This window comes from Methylocapsa acidiphila B2 (assembly GCF_000427445.1).
In the GTDB taxonomy this organism is placed as follows: domain Bacteria; phylum Pseudomonadota; class Alphaproteobacteria; order Rhizobiales; family Beijerinckiaceae; genus Methylocapsa; species Methylocapsa acidiphila.
This window is the reverse complement of sequence record NZ_KE386496.1, coordinates 1147765-1169470: the sequence shown is the minus strand read 5'-3', so window position 1 is coordinate 1169470 and position 21706 is coordinate 1147765. Positions and strand designations below refer to the sequence as shown.

Here is a 21706-nt window from a genome sequence, read left to right as displayed (position 1 = left end):
CGCCTCTGCCTGAATCGCTTGCTGTTGGAGGGAAACAGCCGAGAGCAAGCGGTCGGGTCCTGAAATGAGAGCGGGGTTTTACGCGAAAAGCTGGGTTCGACTTTTTCGCGTCCCGTTCTGAGAGAGGGCGCCGACGATATGGCCGAGCTAGCGGAAGCCGACGTCTTTTCGAGCTATGTCATTCGCCCTGATCCGGCGGATCCTCGGCTGAGCTGCGAGGTCGAGGGCGTCGACCAGACCGGCGCGCGGGTCAGGACGCGCGTCGTCTCGGAAAAGCCGCTGACGCTCTATCTCAACGCGCAGGAGATCGTCACGATGATGACCATCGGCGATCATCCGGGCCTGCTCGGCGTCGGCTATCTCCTGAACCAGATGATGTTGCGGCCTGATGATGAAGTCACTGGCGCCGATTTCGACGAGGAGCTCGACGTCGTCGTCGTGCGCACGACGCGACGAACGGATTACGAAGACAAGATGCGCAAGCGCACGCTCACCTCGGGCTGCGCGCAAGGCACGACCTTTGGCGATTTGATGGAGGCGATCGAGGAGGTGAAGCTGCCGGCGGCGCAGATTCGCACCTCCTGGCTCTATCGCCTGACCCATGTGATCAATCTGACGCCCTCGCTCTATCTCGAGGCGGGGGCCATTCATGGCTGCGTGCTCTGCGAGGCGGACCGTCCCCTGGTCTATATGGAGGATGTCGGGCGCCATAACGCCGTCGATAAGATCGCCGGCTGGATGTTCGTCAACAAGATCGATCCCGCCAATAAGATCTTCTACACCACAGGGCGGCTGACTTCGGAAATGGTCATCAAGACGGTGCGCATGGGCATTCCGGTGCTCGTCTCGCGCTCCGGCTTCACCGCCTCCGGCGTCGAGCTGGCGCGCCGGACCGGATTGACCTTGATCGGCCGCGCGCGCGGAAAGCGCTTCGTCGCGCTTTCCGGCGAGGAGCGCATCGTGTTCGATCAGGATCTCGCCTACGTCGCCGAGGAATCCGCTCGCGCCCATCGTAAAGGCGCCAGCGCCGATGATTGAGCCCTGTATCGGCATATTGCTTGCCGGCGGACTCGCGCGACGCATGGGTGGCGGCGACAAGGCTTTGCGAACGGTCGGCGGCGAGACCATTCTCGCCCGCGTCATCGAGGCGCTGGCGCCGCAATGTGCGGGGCTCGTCCTCAACGCCAATGGCGATCCGGCGCGGCTCGCGGATTTTGGCCTGCGGATCGTTCCCGACGACCTGCCTGGGTTCAAAGGCCCGCTCGCGGGGATTCTCGCCGGGCTTGACTGGATCGCCGCGCAGCGTCCAGACGTGGCTTATGGGTTGAGCGCGCCGACCGACACGCCATTTTTGCCCGGCGATCTCGTCGCCCGACTCGCCGAGGCGCGGGCGCGCGAGGGCGCGGACATCGCCTGCGCGAGTTCAGGCGGCGTCGCCCATCCGGTCGTCGCGCTCTGGCCGGTTTCGCTCAGAGCCGATTTGAGACGGGCTCTGGTCGAGGAAGACCTGCGCAAGATTGACCGCTTCACTGCGCGTTATCGCCTCGCCATCGCCGATTGGCCAGCCGCGCCCGTCGATCCGTTCTTCAATGCGAATGAACCCAGCGATCTTTCGGCCGCCGAAGCGATCGCCGTCGCGCGAAGCCGCGACCCGGCGTAAATTGCCGAAGAATTGTCATATGAGCCATGGATTTTACCGGGGAGCGGGCTAGAAAGGCATGGCGATTGCGTGCCTTGAACCGGCGCGAGCTTCATCAAAACAGGACTTTCAGGCATGGCTGCTAAAGTTGAAAATGTGACGATCGACGAATTGAAGCAGGGCCTCGCTGACGGCTCTATCTTGCTCGTCGACGTGCGTGAGCCCAATGAATTCGCCGCCGGCCGCATTCCCGGCGCGACGCTCAATCCTTTGCAAAAATTCGATCCCACGATTTTGCCGAAAGAGCCCGGCAAGCGTGTGGTCCTCTCCTGCCGCGCCGGCGGACGTTCGCTGAAAGCGTTGGAGCTCGCGCAGGCGGCGGGCCGCGGCGACGTCACGGCGCATTATCCAGGCGGCTTCGACGGCTGGGCCAAGGCAGGCGAAAAGGTGGAAATATAGCGCGCGCCGCCGGCTTCACGACGACGCGGCGCGACGCCGAGCGCCTGCGCGCGCGTCGTTTCTTGAGCCATATATAGACGCCGGTGACGGACAGCATGACGACCGCCAGCCCGAGCGCGCAAACGAAAATGCGCCAGGGCAGGCCGAAGACAGCCGCCATATGCAGCCCAGCGAGCCAGCTCGTGACTGTATTGCCGCTATATTGTCCAGTTGGAAGCGCGACGAGACGCAAGGCGGCTGTGTCGCCGTCGAGATAGATCTGCGTCTGGCCGGTCTTGTCCCGGATGTCGAGGCTGCTTCGGACCTCAAAGACGTAAACGCCTTTTCCCGCGTCATAAGAGAGGCTGAACGGCCGTTCGACGACGAATCCGCGTTTTTGCGCCTCCTCGGCCATCAGGCCTTCGCCAGCCGCTAGCGCGGCGCGCCAGCCGAGGCGCGGGTTTTCCAAGGGCTTCGGTGCGTCTTGTAGCTCTGCCCATACCGGCCTGTAGTCGAGCGCGGCTTTTGTGGTCCAGGTGTAGACCGTGTCCCATAGGTTCATGTAGACGCTGGACCAGGCGAAGACGAGCAGGGCGGCCCAGAGCCATAGTCCGCCCGCGCGGTGCAGATCGAAATTGAGGCGAAAGGCGCCGCCGCGAAAGCGGATCAGCCACGCCGGGCCCCACCGCCGCCAAAACAGCGCGCCGCCGGCTGGAAGCGTGAGATAGAAGCCGACGAAGCAATCAATCGTCCAGACAAGGGCCACTACCCCAAGGATCCAGACGCCGGGCATGCCGAGCGCAAGCTCGAAATGCAGCTTGTAGATGAACGGCATCAGGTTGGTCCAACCTTCCGACAGCTCGGCCCAGCTGCGTCGGCCCAGTTCGGCGCCGGTCCATGGATCCAGGAAAAGCTGGTTGAACCCCAGTTCTTTGGGCTCGGCCCCTGTTGGATCGGCGCGCGGGATCATCCAGACCATGGCCTGGCCGGGCTCCGCAAGCGACACGCTTCGCGCGCGCGCCATCGGCGCGAGGGCTTCAGCGCGTTCGGCAAGCGTCGCCAGATCGAGCATGGGCGCGTCCGGACGCTCCGCCGCGTAGAATTGCGGGCTGATGAGCCGCTCAAGCTCGCTGTTGAAGGCGAGCAGGCTGCCGGTTAGGCCGACGATGACCAGAAACAAGGTCATCGCTAGGCCCGCCCAGCGATGAAGCAGGAGAAGGACGCGTCGGGCCACGCCTAATATTCCACTTTGAGCGACACGGTGATCGCCCGCGGCGCGCCAGTGTGAATTCCAAATCTCGGGGAGTTATTGTACCAAAAGTCCGTGCCTGTGTAATAGGTCGTGTTGGCTATATTTTGAATGTTGATCTGGCCGGTCCAGCGAGTCGGGCCGAATGTCGCCTTGTAGGCGGCGAATGCGTCTAGACGGGCGTAGGCTGGTAGGACGAAATCGTTCTGGTCGTCTCCCCATCTTTGTCCCACGGCGTAAACGCCGCCGCCGGCGCGCCATCCGTGAAGGATATTGTCTGGCGCGAATTCATAGGCGAGAAACACGCTGCCCGAATTCGGCGCGACGCTGGCCGGCGTATGTCCAAGCAGGCCCCCATTGTCCTTGATCACTTTTGCGTCGATATGCGAATAGCTCCCGATGACGCTGAGCTCGCCGGTGAGCTTTCCAAGCGCGTCGAGTTCGACGCCCTGGCTGCGGACCAGGCCGATCGGGCGCGACGGCGAGTACGGATCATTGGGATCGACGGGCGTGAGGACATTCGATTTCGTGATGGTGAAAAAGGCGAGCGTGGTCGTCAGCCTTTTGTCGAGCAGCTCGGTCTTGACGCCGCCTTCCCATCCTTCGGCGATCTCCGGTGGAAGCGGCTCATTATTGTCGGATATGCCATTGGGTTGACCGAAGGATTTTGTGTAGCTGCCATAGAAGGCGATCCATGGCACAGGCTGGTAGTTCACGCCGTAGCGCGGGCTGAGGAATTGATTGTGCTGTAGCGGGTTTGTATTGAATCTTTCATAAGCCTCGCCGAAAGTCGCCGAGCCGTTGTAATTAGTGGAATTCCCTGACCGCACGTCGGCCAGATCGTAGCGGCCGCCAATCAAGATATGGAGATTGTCGAAGAGCGTGATTGAATCTTGTCCGTAGACGCCAAGGTCCCTTTGCTGACTGCAGGAGAACATGGTGAAGCCTGCCGTGTTGGTCCACGCCTTGGCGGCGGCGGTGGCGAAAGCGTAATAGGGCACGGTTCCATAAGTCGGATTATAGATATTGATCGGATAGTTCCCGTCGCCGGATAGTACGTAATTGTAGTATTGATAGAAATAGTCAGTTCCAATCAAGATGTCATGTCGGGAGCCGGCGACGAAAAATTTGCCGGTCAGGTCGAGATTGGCCGAATAGTTGGTCCCCGTCAATTTCTGATAGGTGACGCCTTGGTCGAGGGTGAACCAAGAGGTCGTGCTCATATCATTGGCGGTCATGTCGGTCTTTTCGATCACGCCGCGCGCCGCGAGGAATCGATTGGTGATCGCCCAATCATTATTGATCTCATGTCGGAGATTGTAGCTGATCAGCGAGCTACGCACCGTGTCCAAGGGCTCATTGGGTTCGAGGAAGGAGCGGGTGACGGGAATATTGGCCGGATAGGCGCCGAGCGCCGGCTGGCCGACATCGCTGCGGCCATCCTCGCGGGTATATTGCCCCTCGACGGTGAGTATTGTCGAGGGCGTGAGCTTGAAGGTGATGGCCGGGCTCAGCAGAAGTTTCCGGGTGTTGGTGAAATCCACCCATTGGCCGCCGTCCTGATATGCGCCGCTAAACCGGTAGCTGACGGCTCCCTCCGTGATGCCTTGGATCTGCGCAGGGCCGGTCAAATCCCATACCGAGCGCAGCATGTTGAACGAGCCCATCTGCTGCTCGACGCTGTAATAGGGCGTATCGAGAGGCTTTTTCGTCACCATATTAATGACGCCGCCGGGATCGGCGCGGCCGAAGATGAATGACGCCGGACCCTTAAGAACATCGACGCTTTGCAGATTGGCGGTGTCATAGGCTTGCGGGATGGCGACGCCGATCAGCAATCCGTCGCGGAGCACGTTGAAGCTGTTGAAGCCGCGTATGTTGAAGACATAGCCTTCGATATTGTTATTGTTCGACTGCACGCCGCTGACGTTCTGGAGCGCGTCTTGTATGGTTATGGCGTTCTGGTCGACGATGACCTGCTCGGGCACGGATTGCACCGCGATGGGCAGATCGAAAGTCGGCACGTTGATCTTAGTGGTCGTGGTCAGGATAGGCGGCGCGCTATAGCCCATTTTCTCGGACGGGCTTTGCCATCCGGGCGCGCCCGCGCCCTCTCCGCTACCAGCGCTTGCCGGAGTTCCTCCCGAGACATCGATCGGCTGCAAGGCGACGTCCGCGCCGGCGTGGGCCTCCTGCGCCGCCGCGCGCAAGGCGAAGGTCGAGACGCCTAAGGCGAGGCTTGCAAGAATTGAGGCTGAAAGGCCGCTTTTCCGAAGCGCTTTTGTTGTTCCGACTAGGGCGGCGTGCCTCGCAGAAGATGCGCGTTCATCGTTGTTCATCTTGGTTCCCCCTAAACTTAGTGCGCCGAAACGCGGATCGGTCGCAAGGCGCCGCCGTTTGGGCGGGCGCGTCCCTTGTTTGGGAAGACGGAGGGCAGGGGAGCGTACGACAGGGAAAATGCACGCCTAAAGAGGTCTCGCGGCGACTGTGCTAAAAATGCAACAAATGGCGGAGTCGTGACGCATCCGCGGGCGCCAGCCTCGACGCGAATAAGCGACTGGCGAGACGCTCCTCCTCAACGCCAGTGGCGTCGGCGGTCGATCAAAGTACGGGATGGCCCAGAGGTGAACGCCCTCGGGAAAGCTGCGGACTGTACGCCGGTCCCGCTAGACCGCTTTCTGAAATGCCGACATCCGCAGCAAAGCAGAGCAGCCTGGGGCGCCGCCTCGAGAAACCTGCGAAGCGGCGGCCTCGGCAATTGGGTCCAAGCCTAGATCCAGCGTCCGCTGCTTCAGCCGAGCCGCCCCGCCGCATGGGCGAGCATCGTATAAACCTTGCCGGTTTCCGATGCGAGATAGGCGCGCGCCGCTGAATCGTCTGGATGATCGCGGCCGACCTCGGACAAAAGCCGCTCGAACTCTTGCACATAGCGCTCGACGGTCGCGCGGAACTCGGGATCGACCCGATAGCGCCGCCGGACCTCGTCAAAAGTCTGCGGGCCGCGGCCGATATAGATCCGCTTCGAAAACGCGCCGGCTTCGCCGCGACGATAGCGCTCCCAGGCGTCGGCCGCCGCGTCATGGTCGATCAGCCGGGCGACGTCGAGCGACAGCGGCTCGAGAGGCTGAGCCGGTTGCTGGCTTTTGGCGGGCGCTCTCGGGCTCTCGGCCGGCTCATCGGTCGACGCGCGGGCGAGAAGGTCGGAGAGCCAGCCGCCCTTTTGCGGGGCTTGGCTGCTCGGCGCGCGCGCCGCCGTCCGCAGACGCGGGTCGGCCTGAGCCGGTTCGGCCGCGCGGGGCGCCTCTGGGGCCTTCGGCGGCTCGACGCGGCGCGGCGGCGGCGTGACTGCCGCGCGTTCGCCGCCTGTGGAGGCCGGGGAGGAGACGTCGAAGGCCCGTCCGGAACGGGTGACGATCTCGCTCAATTCCTCGAGCGCCTTGATCTGATCGGCCACGACGCGGCGCATGGCGGCGGCTTGCTGGGCCGTCTCCTGAGGGAGGTCGGCCGTGTTGGCGCGCAGGGCTTCGCGGGTGGCTTCCAGCTCATGCTGGATCTTGCGCGCCATCTCACGCAAATCCGTGGTGGCGGTTTGGAAGCGCTCGGTCGTCTGACCAAAGATCGTTTCGAGTTCGCTGCTTGCCTGCGCGCTTGCGGCCCGCAGCGCGCTGGTCACACGCTCGCGCTCTTGCGCGATATTGGCGCGGATTTCGGCGAATTGCTGATCAATCGCGCCGCCTGCGGTCGCCGAGGTCTCCGCCAAAACGGAGACGATGTCGCGCGCGCGCCCTTCCGCCCGATCGAAGGACTCGCCGACGAGCGAGGCGAAGGAAACCATCACATGCTCGAACTCGTCGCGGCGTTCCTTGACGTCCCGGAGCAGCGTTTCGAGCGAGGCGCGGCGTCCGTCGAGCGCCTGGTTCAGCTCGTTTTGCGAACGGATAAGCTCGCCCGCCGCGGCCGCGAGAGAATCTCGATGTCGCGCGATGGTCTCGGCGAGCCCGCCGGCTTCGCCCAGCGTTTGACCCGCGCTTCGATTGAACTGCTCGACTTCATTGGTGACATTGCCGAGCAGCGTGCGGAAATCGTCCATTCGGTCGCTCAAGGAATGCTCGACCGTGGTGAAATTGGCCCCGGCCGCGACGATGGCGTCGCGCAGCGACGTGGAGCTGTCGCTGAGGCGGTCGACGATGTCCGTCATTTCCGTCTTGAGGCGTTGATTGGCCTCGACGAGAGCCGCGACGGAGGCTGTGGCGCCCGCATCGACCGCGTGACGCAGATGTTCCGTCGATTGATCGATGGCGGCTGCGAGCTCGACCTGCTTTTGGCCGAGATGCTCGACAATGGCGGAGCCACGCCCTTCCAGCGTCTGCGTCACCATCTCCCCGACGCTGGCGAGCTCCCGCGCGATCTCGCCGCCGCGATCGGACAGCTGCGCGATGAGGCTCCAGCCCTGGGTCTCGAAAAGCTCGCGCAAATCGCCCGAGCGCTCGGCGAGCGCGACCTGCAATTGCTGGCCGCGTCCGTTGATCGCTCCGTCGAGCTCCGAAAGCCTTGTCGCCAGAGCGACGCTGATCTCGTTGACGCGCGTGACGAGCCCCTCGCCGATCTGTTCGGCGCGCAGGGCGAGCGTCGTGTCGAGGTCCTCGATCGCCTGAGCCAAATTGTCCTTAATCTCATCGGCGCGTCCCGCGAGCAATCCGCCGATCTCGCCGGATTCGCGATCGAGCGCCGCATTGATATTGTTGACGTGGAGGCCGAGGGTCTGATCGATCTCGCTGGTCCTCGCGGCGATATTTTCGGCGACCGTGCGCCCGCGGGCGTCGAGCTCGTCTGAAACGGCGTCGAGGCGGCCGACGACGCGTTCTTCGAATTGGGCGATGCGCCCGTCGAGCGTGCCGGCGATGGTTGTCGCCTGGTCGCCCAGGGTCGCGTTGATCTCGTCGGCCTTGGCGGCGAGCGTCTCGGCGAGCGCCGTCGAGCGCGTCGACAGGATCGAGCCGATTTCCTGCGCTTTCTCATCGAGGGCGTGGATGACGTTTCTGCCGCCGTCGCCGAGCGCATTGGCGATGTCCACGGCGCGTTCGCCCAGCGCTTCGTTGAGCGATTTCGCGCGCGCGTCGAGATCCTGATCGACTCGGGCGACGAGCGTCTCCAGAACCTCGCTGACCTGCTGCGTCTTGCTCGCTGCGCGCGTCTCGAAGGCGCCGATTTGCGTTTCGAGGACTTCCGCCGCCTCCTGCGCGCGGAGCGCGAGCCGGTCGGTGAGTTCGCCGCCATGGACCGTGATCGTGGCCTCGATGGCGCCGAGACGGTCCGCGAGGGTGGCGTTGAAGCGTTCGGCGTGCTCGCCGATCGAATTCGCGAAAGCGCCGCCCTGTCCGACGAAGGCGTCCTCGAAATGTAGCAAGCGCTCCGAGAGAGCCTCGTTGACGCGCTCGCTATGGGTCGCGATTGCGTTGATCGCCTCATTGGCCGTGTCGGCGAACCGCTCGTTGAGGTCGTTCGCATGATAGCCGATCGACGAGATCGCCTGCTGGGCGGTGGCGTCGAAGCTTTCCGTGAGTGCGCCGGCATGGTCGGCGAAGGAAGCGACCACCTCCTGCGTTTTCGCCGCGAGCTCGGCGCTGATCTCGCCGGCGCGGCTCGACAGGCCGTCGAAGGCCTCGCCGAGAACGGAGGCGAATTGCTCGCGCAGGGACTCGGCGGCGACGGCGAAGGCGGCGGCGGAGTCGCGTCCCGTTTCGTCGAGCCTTTCGCTCATCTGCTCCGAATAGCCGGACAAGACGCCGAGCGTTTCCCCGAGCGTTGAGGCGAGGCGCGATTGCAGTGTCTCGACATGGCCGGAAAGAGCCGCGATCGAATGCTGCGCCGCCGCGTCGACGCGTTCGCTCAGATGGTCGGAATGGCTCGTGAGTGTGGAAACCGTCGCTTCGAGCGTCCCGTGTAGGCGGCCTGTGAGTTCGGCGACATGATCTGTGAAGGCGGCGACGGAGCGCTGGGCGATCTCTTCCAGGCGCGCGCCGACTTCGTCGGAATGGCCGGCGAGGGCGCCGAGGACGTCATGGGCCGTGGCGGTGATGCGCGATTGCAGCGCGTCCGCCTGGCCGGAGACGGCGGCGACCGATTGCTGCGCCGTCGCTTCGAGCCGCGCGCCCATTTGCTCCGAATGCTGGGTCAAAGCGCTCAGGGTTTCGCCGACCGTCGAATTGAGCTGATCGTGCAGAGCTTCGGTCCGATCGGTGAAAACGGCGACTGCGCGCGCCGTCTCTTCCAGCCGCTCGCTCATCTGGTCGGAATGGCCGGTGAGCGCGCCGAGAGACTGGCTCAATGTCGATTCCAGACGCTCCTGCAGCGCGTCGGCGTGGCCGGCGAAGGCGGCGACGGACAGCTCCGCCGTGCTCTCCAGCTTTTCGCTCATTTGGCTCGTATGGCTGTCGAGCGCGCCGAGAGACTGGCTCAGCGTGGATTCGAGGCGCGTCTGCAGCGATTCGGCGTGGCCGGCGAAGGCGGCGACGGAATGCTCCGCCGTGCTCTCGAGCCTTTCGCTCATCTGACTGGCATGGGCGTCGAGCGCGCCGAGCGTCTGGCTCAATGTCGTCTCGAGCCGCGACTGAAGCGCTTCGGTCCGGGAGGCGAGGGCGCCGACTGTGTCTTGGGCCGTCGTCTCAAGTCGCTCGCTCATGCGGCTCGAATGGCTGTCGAGCGCGCTGAAGGTTTGGCTGAGCGCTGCTTCTAGCCGCGATTGAAGCGCGTCCGCTCGGCTGGTGAAGGCTGTGACGGAACGCTCCGCCGTGGTCTCCAGTTTTTCGCTCATCTCGCTCGAATGGCCGTCGAGCGCGCTGAAGGTTTGGCTGAGGGTCGCTTCGAGGCGCGATTGCAAGGCCTCGGTCTGGCTGGTGAAGGCCGTGACGGAACGTTCCGCGGTGGTCTCCAGCCGCTCGCTCATGCGGCTCGAATGGCTGTCGAGCGCGCCGAGCGTTTGGTTGAGCGTCGTTTCGAGGCGCGATTGCAAGGCCTCGGTCTGGCTGGTGAAGGCCGTGACGGAGCGCTCCGCGGTGGTCTCCAGACGCTCGCTCATCTGCTCCGAATGGCCGGTGAGCGCCCCGAGCGTCTCGCTCAACGTCGATTCGAGCCGCGACTGAAGCGCTTCAGCGTGATCGGCGAAGGCGGAGATCGACCCGTGCGCCGTGGTCTCGAGCCTTTCGGTCATGTGATCCGAATGGTCGTTCAAGGTGGCTACGGTTTCGCTCAGCGTCGCGGCGAGATGCTCGTTGAGGGCGTGCGTATGGGAGGTGAAGGCTTCGAGCGTATCCTGAGCCGTCGAATCCAAATGCTGTTGCAGCGACTCGGAATGGTCGGTCAGGGCCTTGAGCGTATCCGCGACAGAAAGGGCGACGCGTTCGTGCAATGCTTCCGTATGCCCAGCGAGCGAGGCGGCCGTCGCCTCCGCCGTGGCCGAGAAGCGCGCCTGAATCTCGCCGCTGTGGCTTTCGAATTGCGTTTGCAGCCGCGTCTCGGCGTCTTCGAAAACCTTGATCGCGCTTTGGGTCGAGCGTTCGATCGCGTCCTGCGCCGAAGCCGCGCGCTCTTCGACCAGGCCGCCGAAGCGGGCGCTGAGCTCGCTCAGATTGCTGTGCAGGACCTCGCCTTGAACGGCCACGACGTCATGCAATCTGTCGCTGGTTTCGGCGAGGCGGGCCGCGAGGCTGTCGCCGCGCGACGCGATCGTCTCGGAAATTTGCGTCCTGGCGGCGTCGAGCCGCTCGACCAGCGCGTCGCTGCGCGAGCCGAGGTCGGCGGCGAGGATTTCGCGGGCGGTCTTCACGCGATCGTCGAAATCCGCGAGGCGCTCCACGACAGTCTGCGCTATGCCGTCGCTGGCCGCGGCAAGGCTGGTTTTGGCGGCGTCGCCAGCCTGGCCCAGCTTGCCGATGAGCTCGCTTCCATGGGCGGTCAGTTGACCGACCAAATCTTCCCGGCCGCGGTTGAGGGCCGATTTGATCTCGTCGCCTTTCGCGCCGAGCGAAGCCGTGACGCGGCCGGCTGCTTCGCCGACGCTTTCCGCGAAGCGGGATGAGGCCGAGTCGAGATCGCGGGCCACTGAGTCTTGCGTCGCCGAGATCGCGCCGCGCACGCGATCGGCGTTGGAGAGGATGGACTCGCGCTCGGCCGCCAATTCGTCGATGAGCGACCGGATGCGCCGCTCATTGTCGGAATAGGACCGCTCCAGATTTGACACCTCCGACCGGACCAGGGTTTCGAGCTCGCCGGCGCGAGCCAGGGCGCGCTCGATTCCATCGCCCATCGAGGCGACCTCGCGACGAATGGCCTGGGACAAGGTGACGATCTGCTCCGTGGCGATCGTCTCGGGCTCGGCGAGGCGGATCGCGACCTCGGTCATGGAGCGCGCCGTCAGTCGCATCTCCTGGGCGCGCCGAACCATCATCGCCGTCAGGAAGAAAAAGACCACGGGACCGAGGACGGCGAGCGCGTAAAGCGTCGTCGGCGCCAGCAATGGCCCGCTCTGAGCGCCGAAAAGGGCTTCTCGATTGGCCAAAAGATAGCCGAGGGTCAGGATGATCCAGAGGCCGGAGCAAAGCGCGGCCGCGATCGTCGGGGCCCGGCTGGAGCGGGACTGGAAGGCGCGGAGAATCTCGCCGACGGTGTGACGGTCGTCATTGGCGGGCAGCGCCGCCGGAGCGCCAAGAGTAGCCCGCGCGGCGCCCCGCATCGGCCCGAGCAGCTGATCGTCTTCGATCAAAGAGTTTCGGCGCGCGCTCTTGCTCGCGGCGTCGCGCGGCTTTTTGCGCGTCTCCGACGCGAGCGCCTCGGGAAATTTCACGTCGCCGGGAGCCGGCGCGATCCCTTCTACGGTGTCCGGGCCTTGGTCGACGGCTCGGAGGTTCAGCGCCTCCTCGATGGCTAGGAGCGCCGCCGCCGCCGGATCTTGAGTCTGCCTGGAGCTCGCCATCGGATGCCTCTTGAAACTCATTCGCGTCGAACATTCACCGTGACGCGAGTACACTCGGCTCGGCCGCAAGCGGAACCGTTAACCAAATCTTACTTTACAACCTGAATGAAAGGATTCAAACCCAAGCGGCGCATCGTCTTTAAAACATCGTTAACGCAACCCTCGCCGCGGCCGATTCTAAGCAGGTTGGCCCTGCTCAGCGGAAAATCGACGGCGTTTTCCGTGTCTCCGTCATCGACGGCAACTCGGCGCCTTTTGCGCCCGACGCTCGCCTTTACAGATTGAGCGCTCGCATTGCGCGTATGATTGCAAGATTTACGTGGAGTCTGCAAGAAAACAGGGTCGCTGGGGCTTTACGTTTGGCCTGTCAACTGGGCTTAAGGGCGCGAAGCTCTGTCCTGGAGCAAGTTGAAGTTCGGGGAATATCGGAATTAACGGATTGACCGCCCGATGAAGCGAATAGCTTCTTTGGCTCGGCGCTCAGCCTGGCTCAATAAGCCTCTTGGGCGCTCTTGCGGGATCCAGGAAGTTCGGCCATGTGTGATCCGCTTCCCGAACCTCTGCGCCGCGGCGCAGGGTCGGCCTGCGGTTTGCGTAACTCCACTCGAGAGAGCCGGCACGGTCCATGGTGAAAATTACCTTCATAGATTCGGTTGGGGAGGCCCGCTCGGTCGAGGCGGAGCCGGGCACGACCGTGATGGAAAACGCGATTCGCAACGCGATCCCCGAGATCACGGCCGAATGCGGCGGCGGCTGCGCTTGCGCGACTTGCCATGTTTACGTCGACGAAGCTTGGAAAGGCCTCGCCGGCGCGCCTTCCGACAAAGAAGAAGACATGCTGGATTTCGCCTATAATGTTCAGCCGAACTCGCGGCTCAGCTGCCAAATTAAGGTGACCGAGGCGCTCGACGGACTCGTCGTCATCACGCCGGACCGGCAAGGCTGAGGCCGCGACTCGCTCTGCAGAGCGGGGCAAGAGCTCAAATCGCGACTGAAATTGGAGTCGCGCTTGCGTTTCTAATCGCGGCGCGGGCTGGGCTCTGGCTCAAGGCCTGGATTATCCCAATCGCCTATCTCATTCCTAGAATTTGGGATTTTGCACATCGGCCGCAGTCGCGCCTGGCGACTATTCCAACCTGGTATCCGCCCTTTTGCACCATCTATGATTTCCTTGCCGCCGCGAGCCTTGCGGTCATCTGGAGCCTGCGTGGTTGACGGGGGCGGCCGCCTTCGGGATTATAAACCTCTTGTTAAAGATTAATAAACTCTATTAAACTGTTGATTACAAAGATATTCGTTACAAAATCGAGCCGAGCTAGCTTGGCGCAGATCAACTAATTGAGGACACACTCCTCTGGACTTGCGCCTGGCCGGTCAGTATCGCTCCCGCCATGTCATCCAAGCCGCCCAGCCGCGCCCACGAGGCTCGCGCCTCCGTCTGCGATCCTTCCGCGCCACATCGCCTCAGCGTCCGGGTCTATTACGAGGACACGGATTTTTCCGGCGTCGTCTATCACGCCTCCTATTTGCGGTTTCTCGAGCGCGGCCGCACCGAATTTCTGCGCGAGCGCGGCATTCATCACAGGGCGATTTTTGCAGAGGGTGGTCAGAATAGCGTTAGCTTCGCCGTCCGTAACATGAGCCTCGACTTCGCGAAGCCGGCGCTCATGGACGATTTGCTGTGGGTTGAGACGCGGGTGGCGTCTCTCGGCGGGGCTTCGATCGACATGGAGCAGCTGTTGCTGCGCGACGCCGATCTGCTGGTTAAGGCGAAGGTCAGGATCGCTGTGGTCGCGGGCGGTCGGGCGATCCGCATTCCGCCGGCGCTCTTGGCGAAGCTCGAGGGGCCGGCGCCGTGACCTCTCCGCGCGACGCTGCTTGATCCTTTTTCGGCGCAAAGAGACCTTCTGAGATTAATCCGGCGTTAACCTCGATTGAGGCTAAGTTCTGCTGCGCGTGGCGGAACGAGGCGCGCGACAGCACGCCCGGCGACCATCGTTTCTGGTCATGGGCCTCGGACCTCGACTAAGCCTGATCATTGAGTGAGCAGATGCGAACCTCGGGCGCGCTTCGGCCCCAGAATTGACCGATTTCCGCGACAAGAATGGCGGGTTCAATCCGTGCGATGAAACGCCGTCGCGTCCGACTTGCCGGTCCGAAGGAGAAGCTACGAGATGAATCCGGCCGAAATTGCAGCCGCCGCCACGCCGCTCCCCGGCGCCGAAGTTTCGCTCTTGAGCATGTTCTGGTCCGCCCATCTCGTCGTCAAGATGGTCATGATCGGATTGCTTTGTGCTTCGGTCTGGTGCTGGGCGATCATTATCAACAAGGTCATCCTCCTGTCCCGCACGCAGCGCGCCATGGCTCAGTTCGAGGATGTCTTCTGGTCCGGCGCATCGCTCGACGAGCTTTACGCCACCTTATCCTCGCGGCCGACCAGCGGAATGGCGAGCCTTTTCGTCGCCGCGATGCGCGAATGGCGGCGCACCGTGCAAGGCGCGAGTTCCTCTTTCATGGGCTTGCAGGCCAGGATCGAGAAAGTGCTCGACGTCGCCATAGCGCGCGAGGTCGAGAAGCTCGAATCCAATCTTCTGGTTTTGGCGACAGTTGCGTCGGCGAGCCCTTTTATTGGCCTTTTCGGGACGGTGTGGGGCATCATGTCGTCGTTCCGATCGATCGCCGCCTCGCGCAACACCTCCCTGGCCGTCGTCGCGCCCGGCATCGCCGAGGCGCTTTTCGCAACCGCGATCGGGCTCTTCGCGGCGATCCCCGCTCTTATCGCTTACAATAAGCTGCAGGGGGACGTCGCCAAAAAGCAGGCGCAGCTCGAAGCTTTCGCCGACGAGTTCTCGTCGATCCTGTCCCGGCAGATTGATCAGCGCGCGGCGCATGATCAGGCGGCCTGAAGCAGATCAGGCGATAGGTCCTCGCGCTCGCACGGCGCCGAAACGGCGGGCGCGGGCGAAGATCTCGGTCGAAGCAAGTCCCTGGCGGAGATTTTGAAATGGCGATGTCTGGCATGGCGATGAGAAAGGCGGGCGGACGCCGGCGGCGGGGCGTGCCGCGTTACGGCGCGATGGCCGACATCAACATGACGCCTTTCATCGACGTCATGCTGGTCCTTTTGATCATTTTCATGGTGGCGGCGCCCTTGCTCGCAACCGGCGTGCCGATCGACCTGCCGCAAACCAAGGCCGCCGCGCTGAATATCGAGCAAAAGCCATTGTCCGTCGCCGTCGACGACAAGGGCGGCGTCTTCGTCATGGACCAGCCGGTGGCGCTGAACCAGCTCGCGGACAAGCTCAAGGAAGTCGCCGCGGCCGGCTTCGACGAGCGCATCTATGTCCGCGGCGCGAGCGCGGTCAATTATGGCCGCATCGCCGAGATCATGTCGATCATCACCACGGCGGGATATAAGAAGGTCGCGCTGGTCACGGACCCTAGCAAGAACTGAACGGCCATGTCGCTGCGCGAAAAGCCAGGTCTGGCGCTCTCCGGCTGCATTCATCTCCTTTTGCTCGCGGCTCTCCTTCTGTCTTTTTCGCGTCCTTCGGGCTTCGAGGATGCGCAGGAGACCATTCCGGTCGACATGATCAGCGCCCAAGATTTCAATCAGATCATGAAGGGCGAAAAGACCGCCAAACAGATCAAGCCCTCGCCGAGGGCGGAAAAACGCGCCGAGATCGCCGAGTTGAAGCCGCAGCCGGCGCAAGTCGACGCTAAGCAGGAGATCCCGACGCCGCCTTCGCCGCTGAAGCGCCAGCCGGACCCTGGCCGCGAGGAGGCGAAAGAGACGCCGAAGCCGCCGGATCATTCCGCGTCGGTGCAACCGCCCCCACGTCCGGTCGAGGAGCCGCAAAAGCCCGCACCCGCGAAGTCGCCTCCCGCAGCGTCTCAGGAGAAGCCGCCGCCGGATGAAAGGGCCGAGGCCGTCGACCCGAAGCCGGTTCCGCGGCCGAAGGTCGAGCCAGAGCCCAAGCCCGACACCGCCTCCGAAGCGAAGGCGAAGCCGGTCGAGAAGCCGAAGCCGCTGTTCAAGCCGGATCAGGTCGCGAAATTGCTGAACCAGGAAAAGGCGAAAGAGACGCCGGAAAAGCCTGTTCAGAAGCCTGCCGCGCGGCCGAAATCAGGCGACGAGGCGCCGGAGACGACGCAGAAATTTGATCCCGGCGATATCTCCAGGCTCTTGAGCAAGGACGCGCCGCAGCATAAGCAATCGACGGGGCGCGAGCTTCAGCAAGTGGCCTCGCTCGGCTCTCCGACGGCGTCGGCGGCGAAAATGTCGCCGTCTCTCTGGGGCATGCTCGACGGATTGCTGCAAGAACAGTACAAACGCTGCTGGAACTATATCGGCGTCGCCGGCCAGAAAAAATATGTTCCGGAGATTCATGTGCAATATGCGCAGGATGGTTCGCTGATCGGCCAGCCCTCGCTGCTCAACCCGCCCTCGGATCCGAATCTGCGTAGCCTCGCCGAGAGTGCGCTGCGGGCCGTTCGGCGGTGCGATCCGCTGCATATTCCGGCGCAATACCAGCCCTATTACGATCAATGGAAAGGCCGGATCGTGCGCTTCGATCCGGAGGACATGCTGTGAGGTTTTTTAATTTGAGGTCGAAACTTGTTCATCGTCCCGCGCGCGTAGGACGCGCGTCCAGCGAGAGCCCTACGCTTGTGACCCGCAGATCGGCGCTCGTCATGGCCGGGTCCGGCCTAGCGGCCGGCGTCGCGGGACCCGCGGCTTTTGCTCAGCAGGATCGCTATCTTGACGTGCGCCGGTCGGGCGAGTTTCAGCCGATTCTGATCGCTGTGACGGGATTTGCCGGCGAGCCGGCGGCGAGCGCGCAGATGACGGGGATCATCACCAATAATTTCAAGCGCTCGGTCTTTCTTTCGCCGATCGATCCGAAAACATTCGTCGAGACGATTTCCAACCCAGATCAAACGCCGCGCATGGACGCTTGGCGCGCCATCAACGCGCAATTCATCGTGACTGGTCGGGCCGGGCGCAACGCCGACGGTCGGCTCCAGGCCGAATTCCGGCTTTGGGACGTCTCGACCGGCGCGCAGGTCGCCGGCCAGCAATATGTCACGGACGCCGGCAATTCGCGCCGCATTGCGCATATCATCTCTGACGCGATCTTCACGCGCATTACCGGGGAGGGCGGGTTTTTCGACACGCGCGTCGTCTTCGTCGACGAGACGGGATCCAAGGAGAATCGGCGCAAGCGCCTCGCGATCATGGATCAGGACGGGGCCAATGTGCGCTATCTGACCCGGGGCGACGATCTCGTGGTGACGCCGCGCTTCTCGCCCTCGTCGCAGGAAGTCACCTATATGTCCTTCGGCGCTTCGGATCCGAAGGTGCTGCTCTTGAACATCGAGACGGGCCAGAGGGAAGTGGTCGGCAATTTTCCTGGCATGACCTTTTCGCCACGATTTTCTCCCGACGGCCAGAAGATCGTGATGTCGCTGGCGCAAGGGGCCACGTCGAATCTCTATTCGATGGATTTGCGCTCGCGAGCCACGACTCGGCTTTCTGATTCCAGCGCGATCGACACGTCGCCTTGCTATTCGCCGGACGGGAGCCAGATCGCCTTTGAATCCGATCGCGGCGGGACTCAGCAGATCTATGTCATGTCGTCGAGCGGCGGCTCGCCGCACCGCATTTCCTTTGGCGAAGGACGCTATTCGACCCCGGTCTGGTCCCCAAAGGGCGATTTTATCGCCTTCACCAAGCAAAAAGGCGGCAATTTCGGCATTGGCGTCATGCGCGCCGACGGATCGGGCGAGCGCCTTTTGACCGAGGGCTATCACAATGAAGGCCCGACCTGGGCGCCGAACGGTCTTTACCTGATGTTCTTCCGCGATCCGGGCGGCCAAGCGGGCGCGAAGATCTTCATGGCCGATGTGTTCGGCCGCGGCGAATTTCCGGTGCCCACGCCGAGCTTCGGCTCGGACCCGGCATGGAGCCCGCTCCTGAATTGAGCGTCACGCGAGCGGCGAGCGGAGTTCGATCGCGCCCACCCCGCGCCAATCGCCAGCGTAGCGAAAGCTTGCGCCGCTACACGCCGAGATGGCAAAAGACCAGATCGCCGACGGCCGCGATTCAGCGGGCGCGTCTTCGAGGCGCCATCAAGACAGGATTAACCATTAGGATCGATTGCTCAAATGCAACGCTTTTCGAGAGAGTGTCATCAAGGTTGACGGAACCTTCCATTAACCGACGCGGGCTAGGACAAAGCATGTCCTGCGCCCACACAAGGAGGAAAGGGATGAGCTTTCGCAAACGGACGCGCGAATTCAAGTTCGCCGCCGTGCTGGGCGCCGCCCTCGCGATTGGCGCATGCGCCAAGAACCCGGCCCAAGACCAGGCTGCCTTGTCCGGCCTTGGCGCGGGTTCCGGCGCGGCCGTTCCGGGCAGCGCCCAAGATTTCGCGGTCAATGTCGGCGACCGGGTTTTCTTCGATAGCGATTCGAGTGAATTGAGCCCGACCGCGCAAGCGACGCTCGACAAGCAGGCGCGGTGGCTGCAGCAATATGCCCGCTATAGCTTTACCGTCGAGGGCCATGCCGACGAGCGCGGCACGCGCGAATATAATTTTGCTCTGGGCGCTAGGCGCGCCGAGGCGGCCAAGGATTATCTCATCGCGCGCGGCATCCCCGCGTCTCGCGTTCGCACCATCAGCTATGGCAAAGAGCGCCCGGTCGCGGTCTGCAACGATATTTCCTGTTGGTCGCAAAATCGCCGCGCTGTCACGATATTGGGTGGCGGTCAATCTTGATTTGAGTCGGACGGGGAGGCTCGTTTCCTCCCAGGCCTCTCGTCCGAAACTGGCCCGGCGTTTCTCACGAAGCGCCGGTTTTTTTTCTGGCGAAAGACCGGATCGGCGCCTAAGCTGAAATATTATGGCTCTCGTCATTTACCATAATCCGTCCTGTGCCACCTCGCGCAAGGTGCTGGGCTTCATCCGCGAGGCGGGGATCGAGCCAGTCGTCGTCCCTTATGTGAAGCAACCGCTGACGAAAGCGGAGCTAAAGGATCTTCTCGCGCGCCTGCATCTTGCGCCGCGAGCGATCCTGCGCCGACGCGGGACGCCTTACAACGACCTGGGTCTTGCCGATGAAGCCCTTACGGATGAGGCGCTCATCGAAGCGATGGTGAAACATCCTATCCTGATCGAGCGACCGATTGTGGCGACGGAGACTGCGGCCGTGCTGTGCCGTCCGCCGGAGCGGGTCTTCGAGCTTCTTCAAGATTCAGCAAAAGCGAAGGCGGGGCAGGGCAAGTCGGCTGACGGCGTCGCCGCCAAGGTTAGACCCAAGCCAAAATAGGCCGGCCGCCGCTCTTTCGCCTTTGACCACGCGGGGCAGCGGTCACGCTTTTATTGCACTCAATCAAAAATATGGCCGCCTTTCGCTTGCGACGAAAGGCGGCCATTCTGTTCTCAAGTTTTGCTTGAATGCGTCAGCGCAGAACTCACGCCTGGGGTTGAGGCTCCAATCCGCCGGGCTCCTTGCCGGGCTTGGGCGGGCGAACAGCGCCTGCTGTGGGCACCGGCGATCCGCGCAGAGGCGTGGTTTCGTCGCCAGTGTCGCGCACGGGGCGGCGTCCTTGCAGAAGCCCGAGGATTTCCTCGCCGGACAGGGTCTCGAACTCGAGCAGGCCCTTGGCCAGGGTCTCGAGGTCGTTGCGCTTCTCGGTGATGATCCGCCTTGCTTCGGCGAAGCCCAATTCTACGAGGCGGCGCACTTCGGAATCGATCTTCTGCGCAGTCGCCTCCGAGATGGTCGTCTGCCGCCCCATCGAATAGCCGAGGAAGACTTCCTGCTGATTGTCGCCATACATGACCGTGCCGAGCTCGTCCGAGAAGCCCCAGCGGGTCACCATGGCGCGCGCTAGATTAGTCGCCTGTTCGATGTCCGACTGCGCGCCGGAGGTGATCTTGTCCTTGCCGAAGATGATCTCCTCCGAGACCCGGCCGCCCATGCAGACGGCGAGGCGCGAGGTCATTTGCTCATAGGTCATCGAGAGCTTGTCGCGCTCGGGCAGCTGCATGACCATCCCGAGGGCGCGGCCGCGCGGGATGATCGTCGCCTTATGGACGGGATCGGTCGCCGGAACATTCAGCGCGACGATCGCATGGCCGCCCTCGTGATAGGCCGTGAGCATTTTCTCGTCCTCGGTCATCACCATGGTGCGCCGCTCGGCGCCCATCATGATCTTGTCCTTGGAATCCTCGAACTCGACCATGGTGACGACGCGCTTGCCGCGCCGCGCCGCCAGAAGCGCCGCCTCGTTGACGAGATTCATGAGATCCGCGCCGGAAAAGCCCGGCGTGCCGCGCGCGACGGTGCGCAGCTCGACGTCGGGCGCGAGCGGCACTTTGCGGACGTGGACCTTGAGGATGCGCTCGCGGCCGACGACGTCCGGGTTCGGCACGACGATCTGGCGATCGAAGCGGCCGGGACGCAGCAGAGCGGGGTCGAGCACATCGGGACGGTTCGTCGCCGCGATGAGGATAATGCTCTCATTGGCCTCGAAACCGTCCATCTCGACGAGCAACTGGTTCAAGGTCTGCTCGCGCTCGTCATTGCCGCCGCCGAGGCCCGCGCCGCGATGCCGGCCGACGGCGTCGATCTCGTCGATGAAAATGATGCAGGGCGCATTTTTCTTGGCCTGCTCGAACATGTCGCGCACGCGGCTCGCGCCGACGCCCACGAACATCTCGACGAAGTCGGAGCCGGAAATCGTGAAGAAGGGCACATTGGCTTCGCCGGCGATGGCGCGGGCGAGCAAGGTCTTGCCGGTGCCGGGCGGGCCGATGAGCAGGACGCCGCGCGGAATGCGGCCGCCGAGCCTCTGGAACCGCTGCGGATCGCGCAGGAACTCGACGATCTCCTGCAAATCTTCTTTGGCCTCGTCGACGCCGGCGACGTCTTCGAAGGTGACGCGCCCATGCGCCTCTGTCAAAAGCTTCGCCTTGGATTTGCCAAAGCCCATAGCCTTGCCGCCCGCCCCTTGCATCTGCCGGGACAGGAAGATCCACACGCCGAAGATGGCGATGAGCGGGAGGCCGTTCACGAGAAGCGTCAGCAGCCAATTATTGCCCTCCGACGGAGGTTTGGCGCTGATCGAGACGTTCTTCTTGTAAAGGCTCTGCACCAACGACGGATCGTTCGGCGCATAGGTCGCGAAGGCGCGATTGTCGGTGAAATGGCCGGTGATCTCATTGCCCGAGATCGTGACCTCACGAACATGGCCTTGCTCCACCTCATTCAGAAGCTGGCTGAACGAAATGTCTTGCGTCGGCGCGCGCTGGCCCGGATTCTGAAACAGCATGACGAGCGCGACCACGAGCAGGATGATGATCACCCAAAGCGCGAAGTTTCGGAGGTTCGGATTCATTTT

15 protein-coding genes are annotated in these 21706 nt (G+C 63.1%); 11 read left to right on the top strand and 4 right to left on the bottom strand.

The window, feature by feature from the left end:
* Positions 1 to 138: 138 nt before the first annotated feature.
* The 3 genes from METAC_RS0107255 to METAC_RS25700 all read left to right on the top strand — a co-directional run bounded on the left by METAC_RS0107255 (position 139) and on the right by METAC_RS25700 (position 2098).
* Positions 139 to 1038, top strand: a complete 900-nt coding sequence (locus tag METAC_RS0107255) for a formate dehydrogenase accessory sulfurtransferase FdhD (RefSeq protein ID WP_026606513.1) — start codon at positions 139 to 141, stop codon at positions 1036 to 1038.
* On the top strand, positions 1031 to 1660 hold the full coding sequence (gene mobA / locus METAC_RS0107250) for a molybdenum cofactor guanylyltransferase MobA (RefSeq protein WP_026606512.1): 630 nt from the start codon (positions 1031 to 1033) through the stop codon (positions 1658 to 1660). Before METAC_RS0107255 ends, mobA begins: the two co-directional genes overlap by 8 nt.
* A 114-nt stretch (positions 1661 to 1774) precedes the next feature.
* Positions 1775 to 2098, top strand: coding sequence for a rhodanese-like domain-containing protein (locus METAC_RS25700; RefSeq protein ID WP_084143501.1), 324 nt, complete (start codon positions 1775 to 1777; stop codon positions 2096 to 2098).
* On the opposite strand, the gene METAC_RS22735 is transcribed toward METAC_RS25700, so the two are convergent.
* The 3 genes from METAC_RS22735 to METAC_RS0107230 all read right to left on the bottom strand — a co-directional run bounded on the left by METAC_RS22735 (position 2034) and on the right by METAC_RS0107230 (position 12297).
* The gene (locus METAC_RS22735; RefSeq protein WP_156898132.1) at positions 2034 to 3311 is read right to left on the bottom strand and encodes a PepSY-associated TM helix domain-containing protein; all 1278 of its coding nucleotides are present in this window, start codon (positions 3309 to 3311) and stop codon (positions 2034 to 2036) included. The genes METAC_RS25700 and METAC_RS22735 overlap by 65 nt on opposite strands.
* A gap of 2 nt (positions 3312 to 3313) precedes the next feature.
* Entirely contained in the window at positions 3314 to 5665 is a 2352-nt protein-coding gene (locus METAC_RS22730) for a TonB-dependent siderophore receptor (protein WP_051335439.1), read from the bottom strand.
* 452 nt (positions 5666 to 6117) lie between these two features.
* Positions 6118 to 12297 (bottom strand): apolipoprotein A-IV repeat region-like domain-containing protein, encoded by a 6180-nt coding sequence (locus tag METAC_RS0107230; RefSeq protein WP_198017182.1) that lies wholly within the window; start codon positions 12295 to 12297, stop codon positions 6118 to 6120.
* 625 nt (positions 12298 to 12922) lie between these two features.
* Here METAC_RS0107230 and METAC_RS0107225 point away from each other — a divergent pair.
* From METAC_RS0107225 to arsC, 8 genes are all read left to right on the top strand, one after another.
* Positions 12923 to 13243 carry a 2Fe-2S iron-sulfur cluster-binding protein gene (locus tag METAC_RS0107225; RefSeq protein ID WP_026606509.1) on the top strand — a complete coding sequence of 107 codons (321 nt, stop codon included), beginning with the start codon at positions 12923 to 12925 and terminating at the stop codon, positions 13241 to 13243.
* A 445-nt stretch (positions 13244 to 13688) separates the two neighbouring features.
* On the top strand, positions 13689 to 14156 hold the full coding sequence (ybgC, locus tag METAC_RS22725; RefSeq protein ID WP_051335438.1) for a tol-pal system-associated acyl-CoA thioesterase: 468 nt from the start codon (positions 13689 to 13691) through the stop codon (positions 14154 to 14156).
* 315 nt (positions 14157 to 14471) lie between these two features.
* The gene (gene tolQ / locus METAC_RS0107215) at positions 14472 to 15203 is read left to right on the top strand and encodes a protein TolQ (protein WP_026606508.1); all 732 of its coding nucleotides are present in this window, start codon (positions 14472 to 14474) and stop codon (positions 15201 to 15203) included.
* Positions 15204 to 15301: 98 nt separating this feature from the next.
* Positions 15302 to 15751 (top strand): ExbD/TolR family protein, encoded by a 450-nt coding sequence (locus METAC_RS0107210; protein ID WP_026606507.1) that lies wholly within the window; start codon positions 15302 to 15304, stop codon positions 15749 to 15751.
* A gap of 6 nt (positions 15752 to 15757) precedes the next feature.
* On the top strand, positions 15758 to 16891 hold the full coding sequence (locus METAC_RS0107205) for a cell envelope integrity/translocation protein TolA (RefSeq protein ID WP_026606506.1): 1134 nt from the start codon (positions 15758 to 15760) through the stop codon (positions 16889 to 16891).
* A gap of 101 nt (positions 16892 to 16992) precedes the next feature.
* Positions 16993 to 18282, top strand: coding sequence for a Tol-Pal system beta propeller repeat protein TolB (gene tolB / locus METAC_RS0107200; protein WP_051335437.1), 1290 nt, complete (start codon positions 16993 to 16995; stop codon positions 18280 to 18282).
* A gap of 287 nt (positions 18283 to 18569) precedes the next feature.
* On the top strand, positions 18570 to 19079 hold the full coding sequence (gene pal / locus METAC_RS0107190) for a peptidoglycan-associated lipoprotein Pal (protein WP_026606504.1): 510 nt from the start codon (positions 18570 to 18572) through the stop codon (positions 19077 to 19079).
* A gap of 124 nt (positions 19080 to 19203) precedes the next feature.
* Positions 19204 to 19629 (top strand): arsenate reductase (glutaredoxin), encoded by a 426-nt coding sequence (gene arsC, locus METAC_RS22720; protein ID WP_051335436.1) that lies wholly within the window; start codon positions 19204 to 19206, stop codon positions 19627 to 19629.
* A 145-nt stretch (positions 19630 to 19774) separates the two neighbouring features.
* Here the strand turns inward: arsC and ftsH are convergent, their stop codons facing one another.
* Positions 19775 to 21703: an ATP-dependent zinc metalloprotease FtsH gene (gene ftsH, locus METAC_RS0107180; RefSeq protein ID WP_026606503.1), complete on the bottom strand. Its 1929-nt coding sequence runs from the start codon at positions 21701 to 21703 to the stop codon at positions 19775 to 19777.
* Between the last annotated feature and the right edge of the window lie 3 nt (positions 21704 to 21706).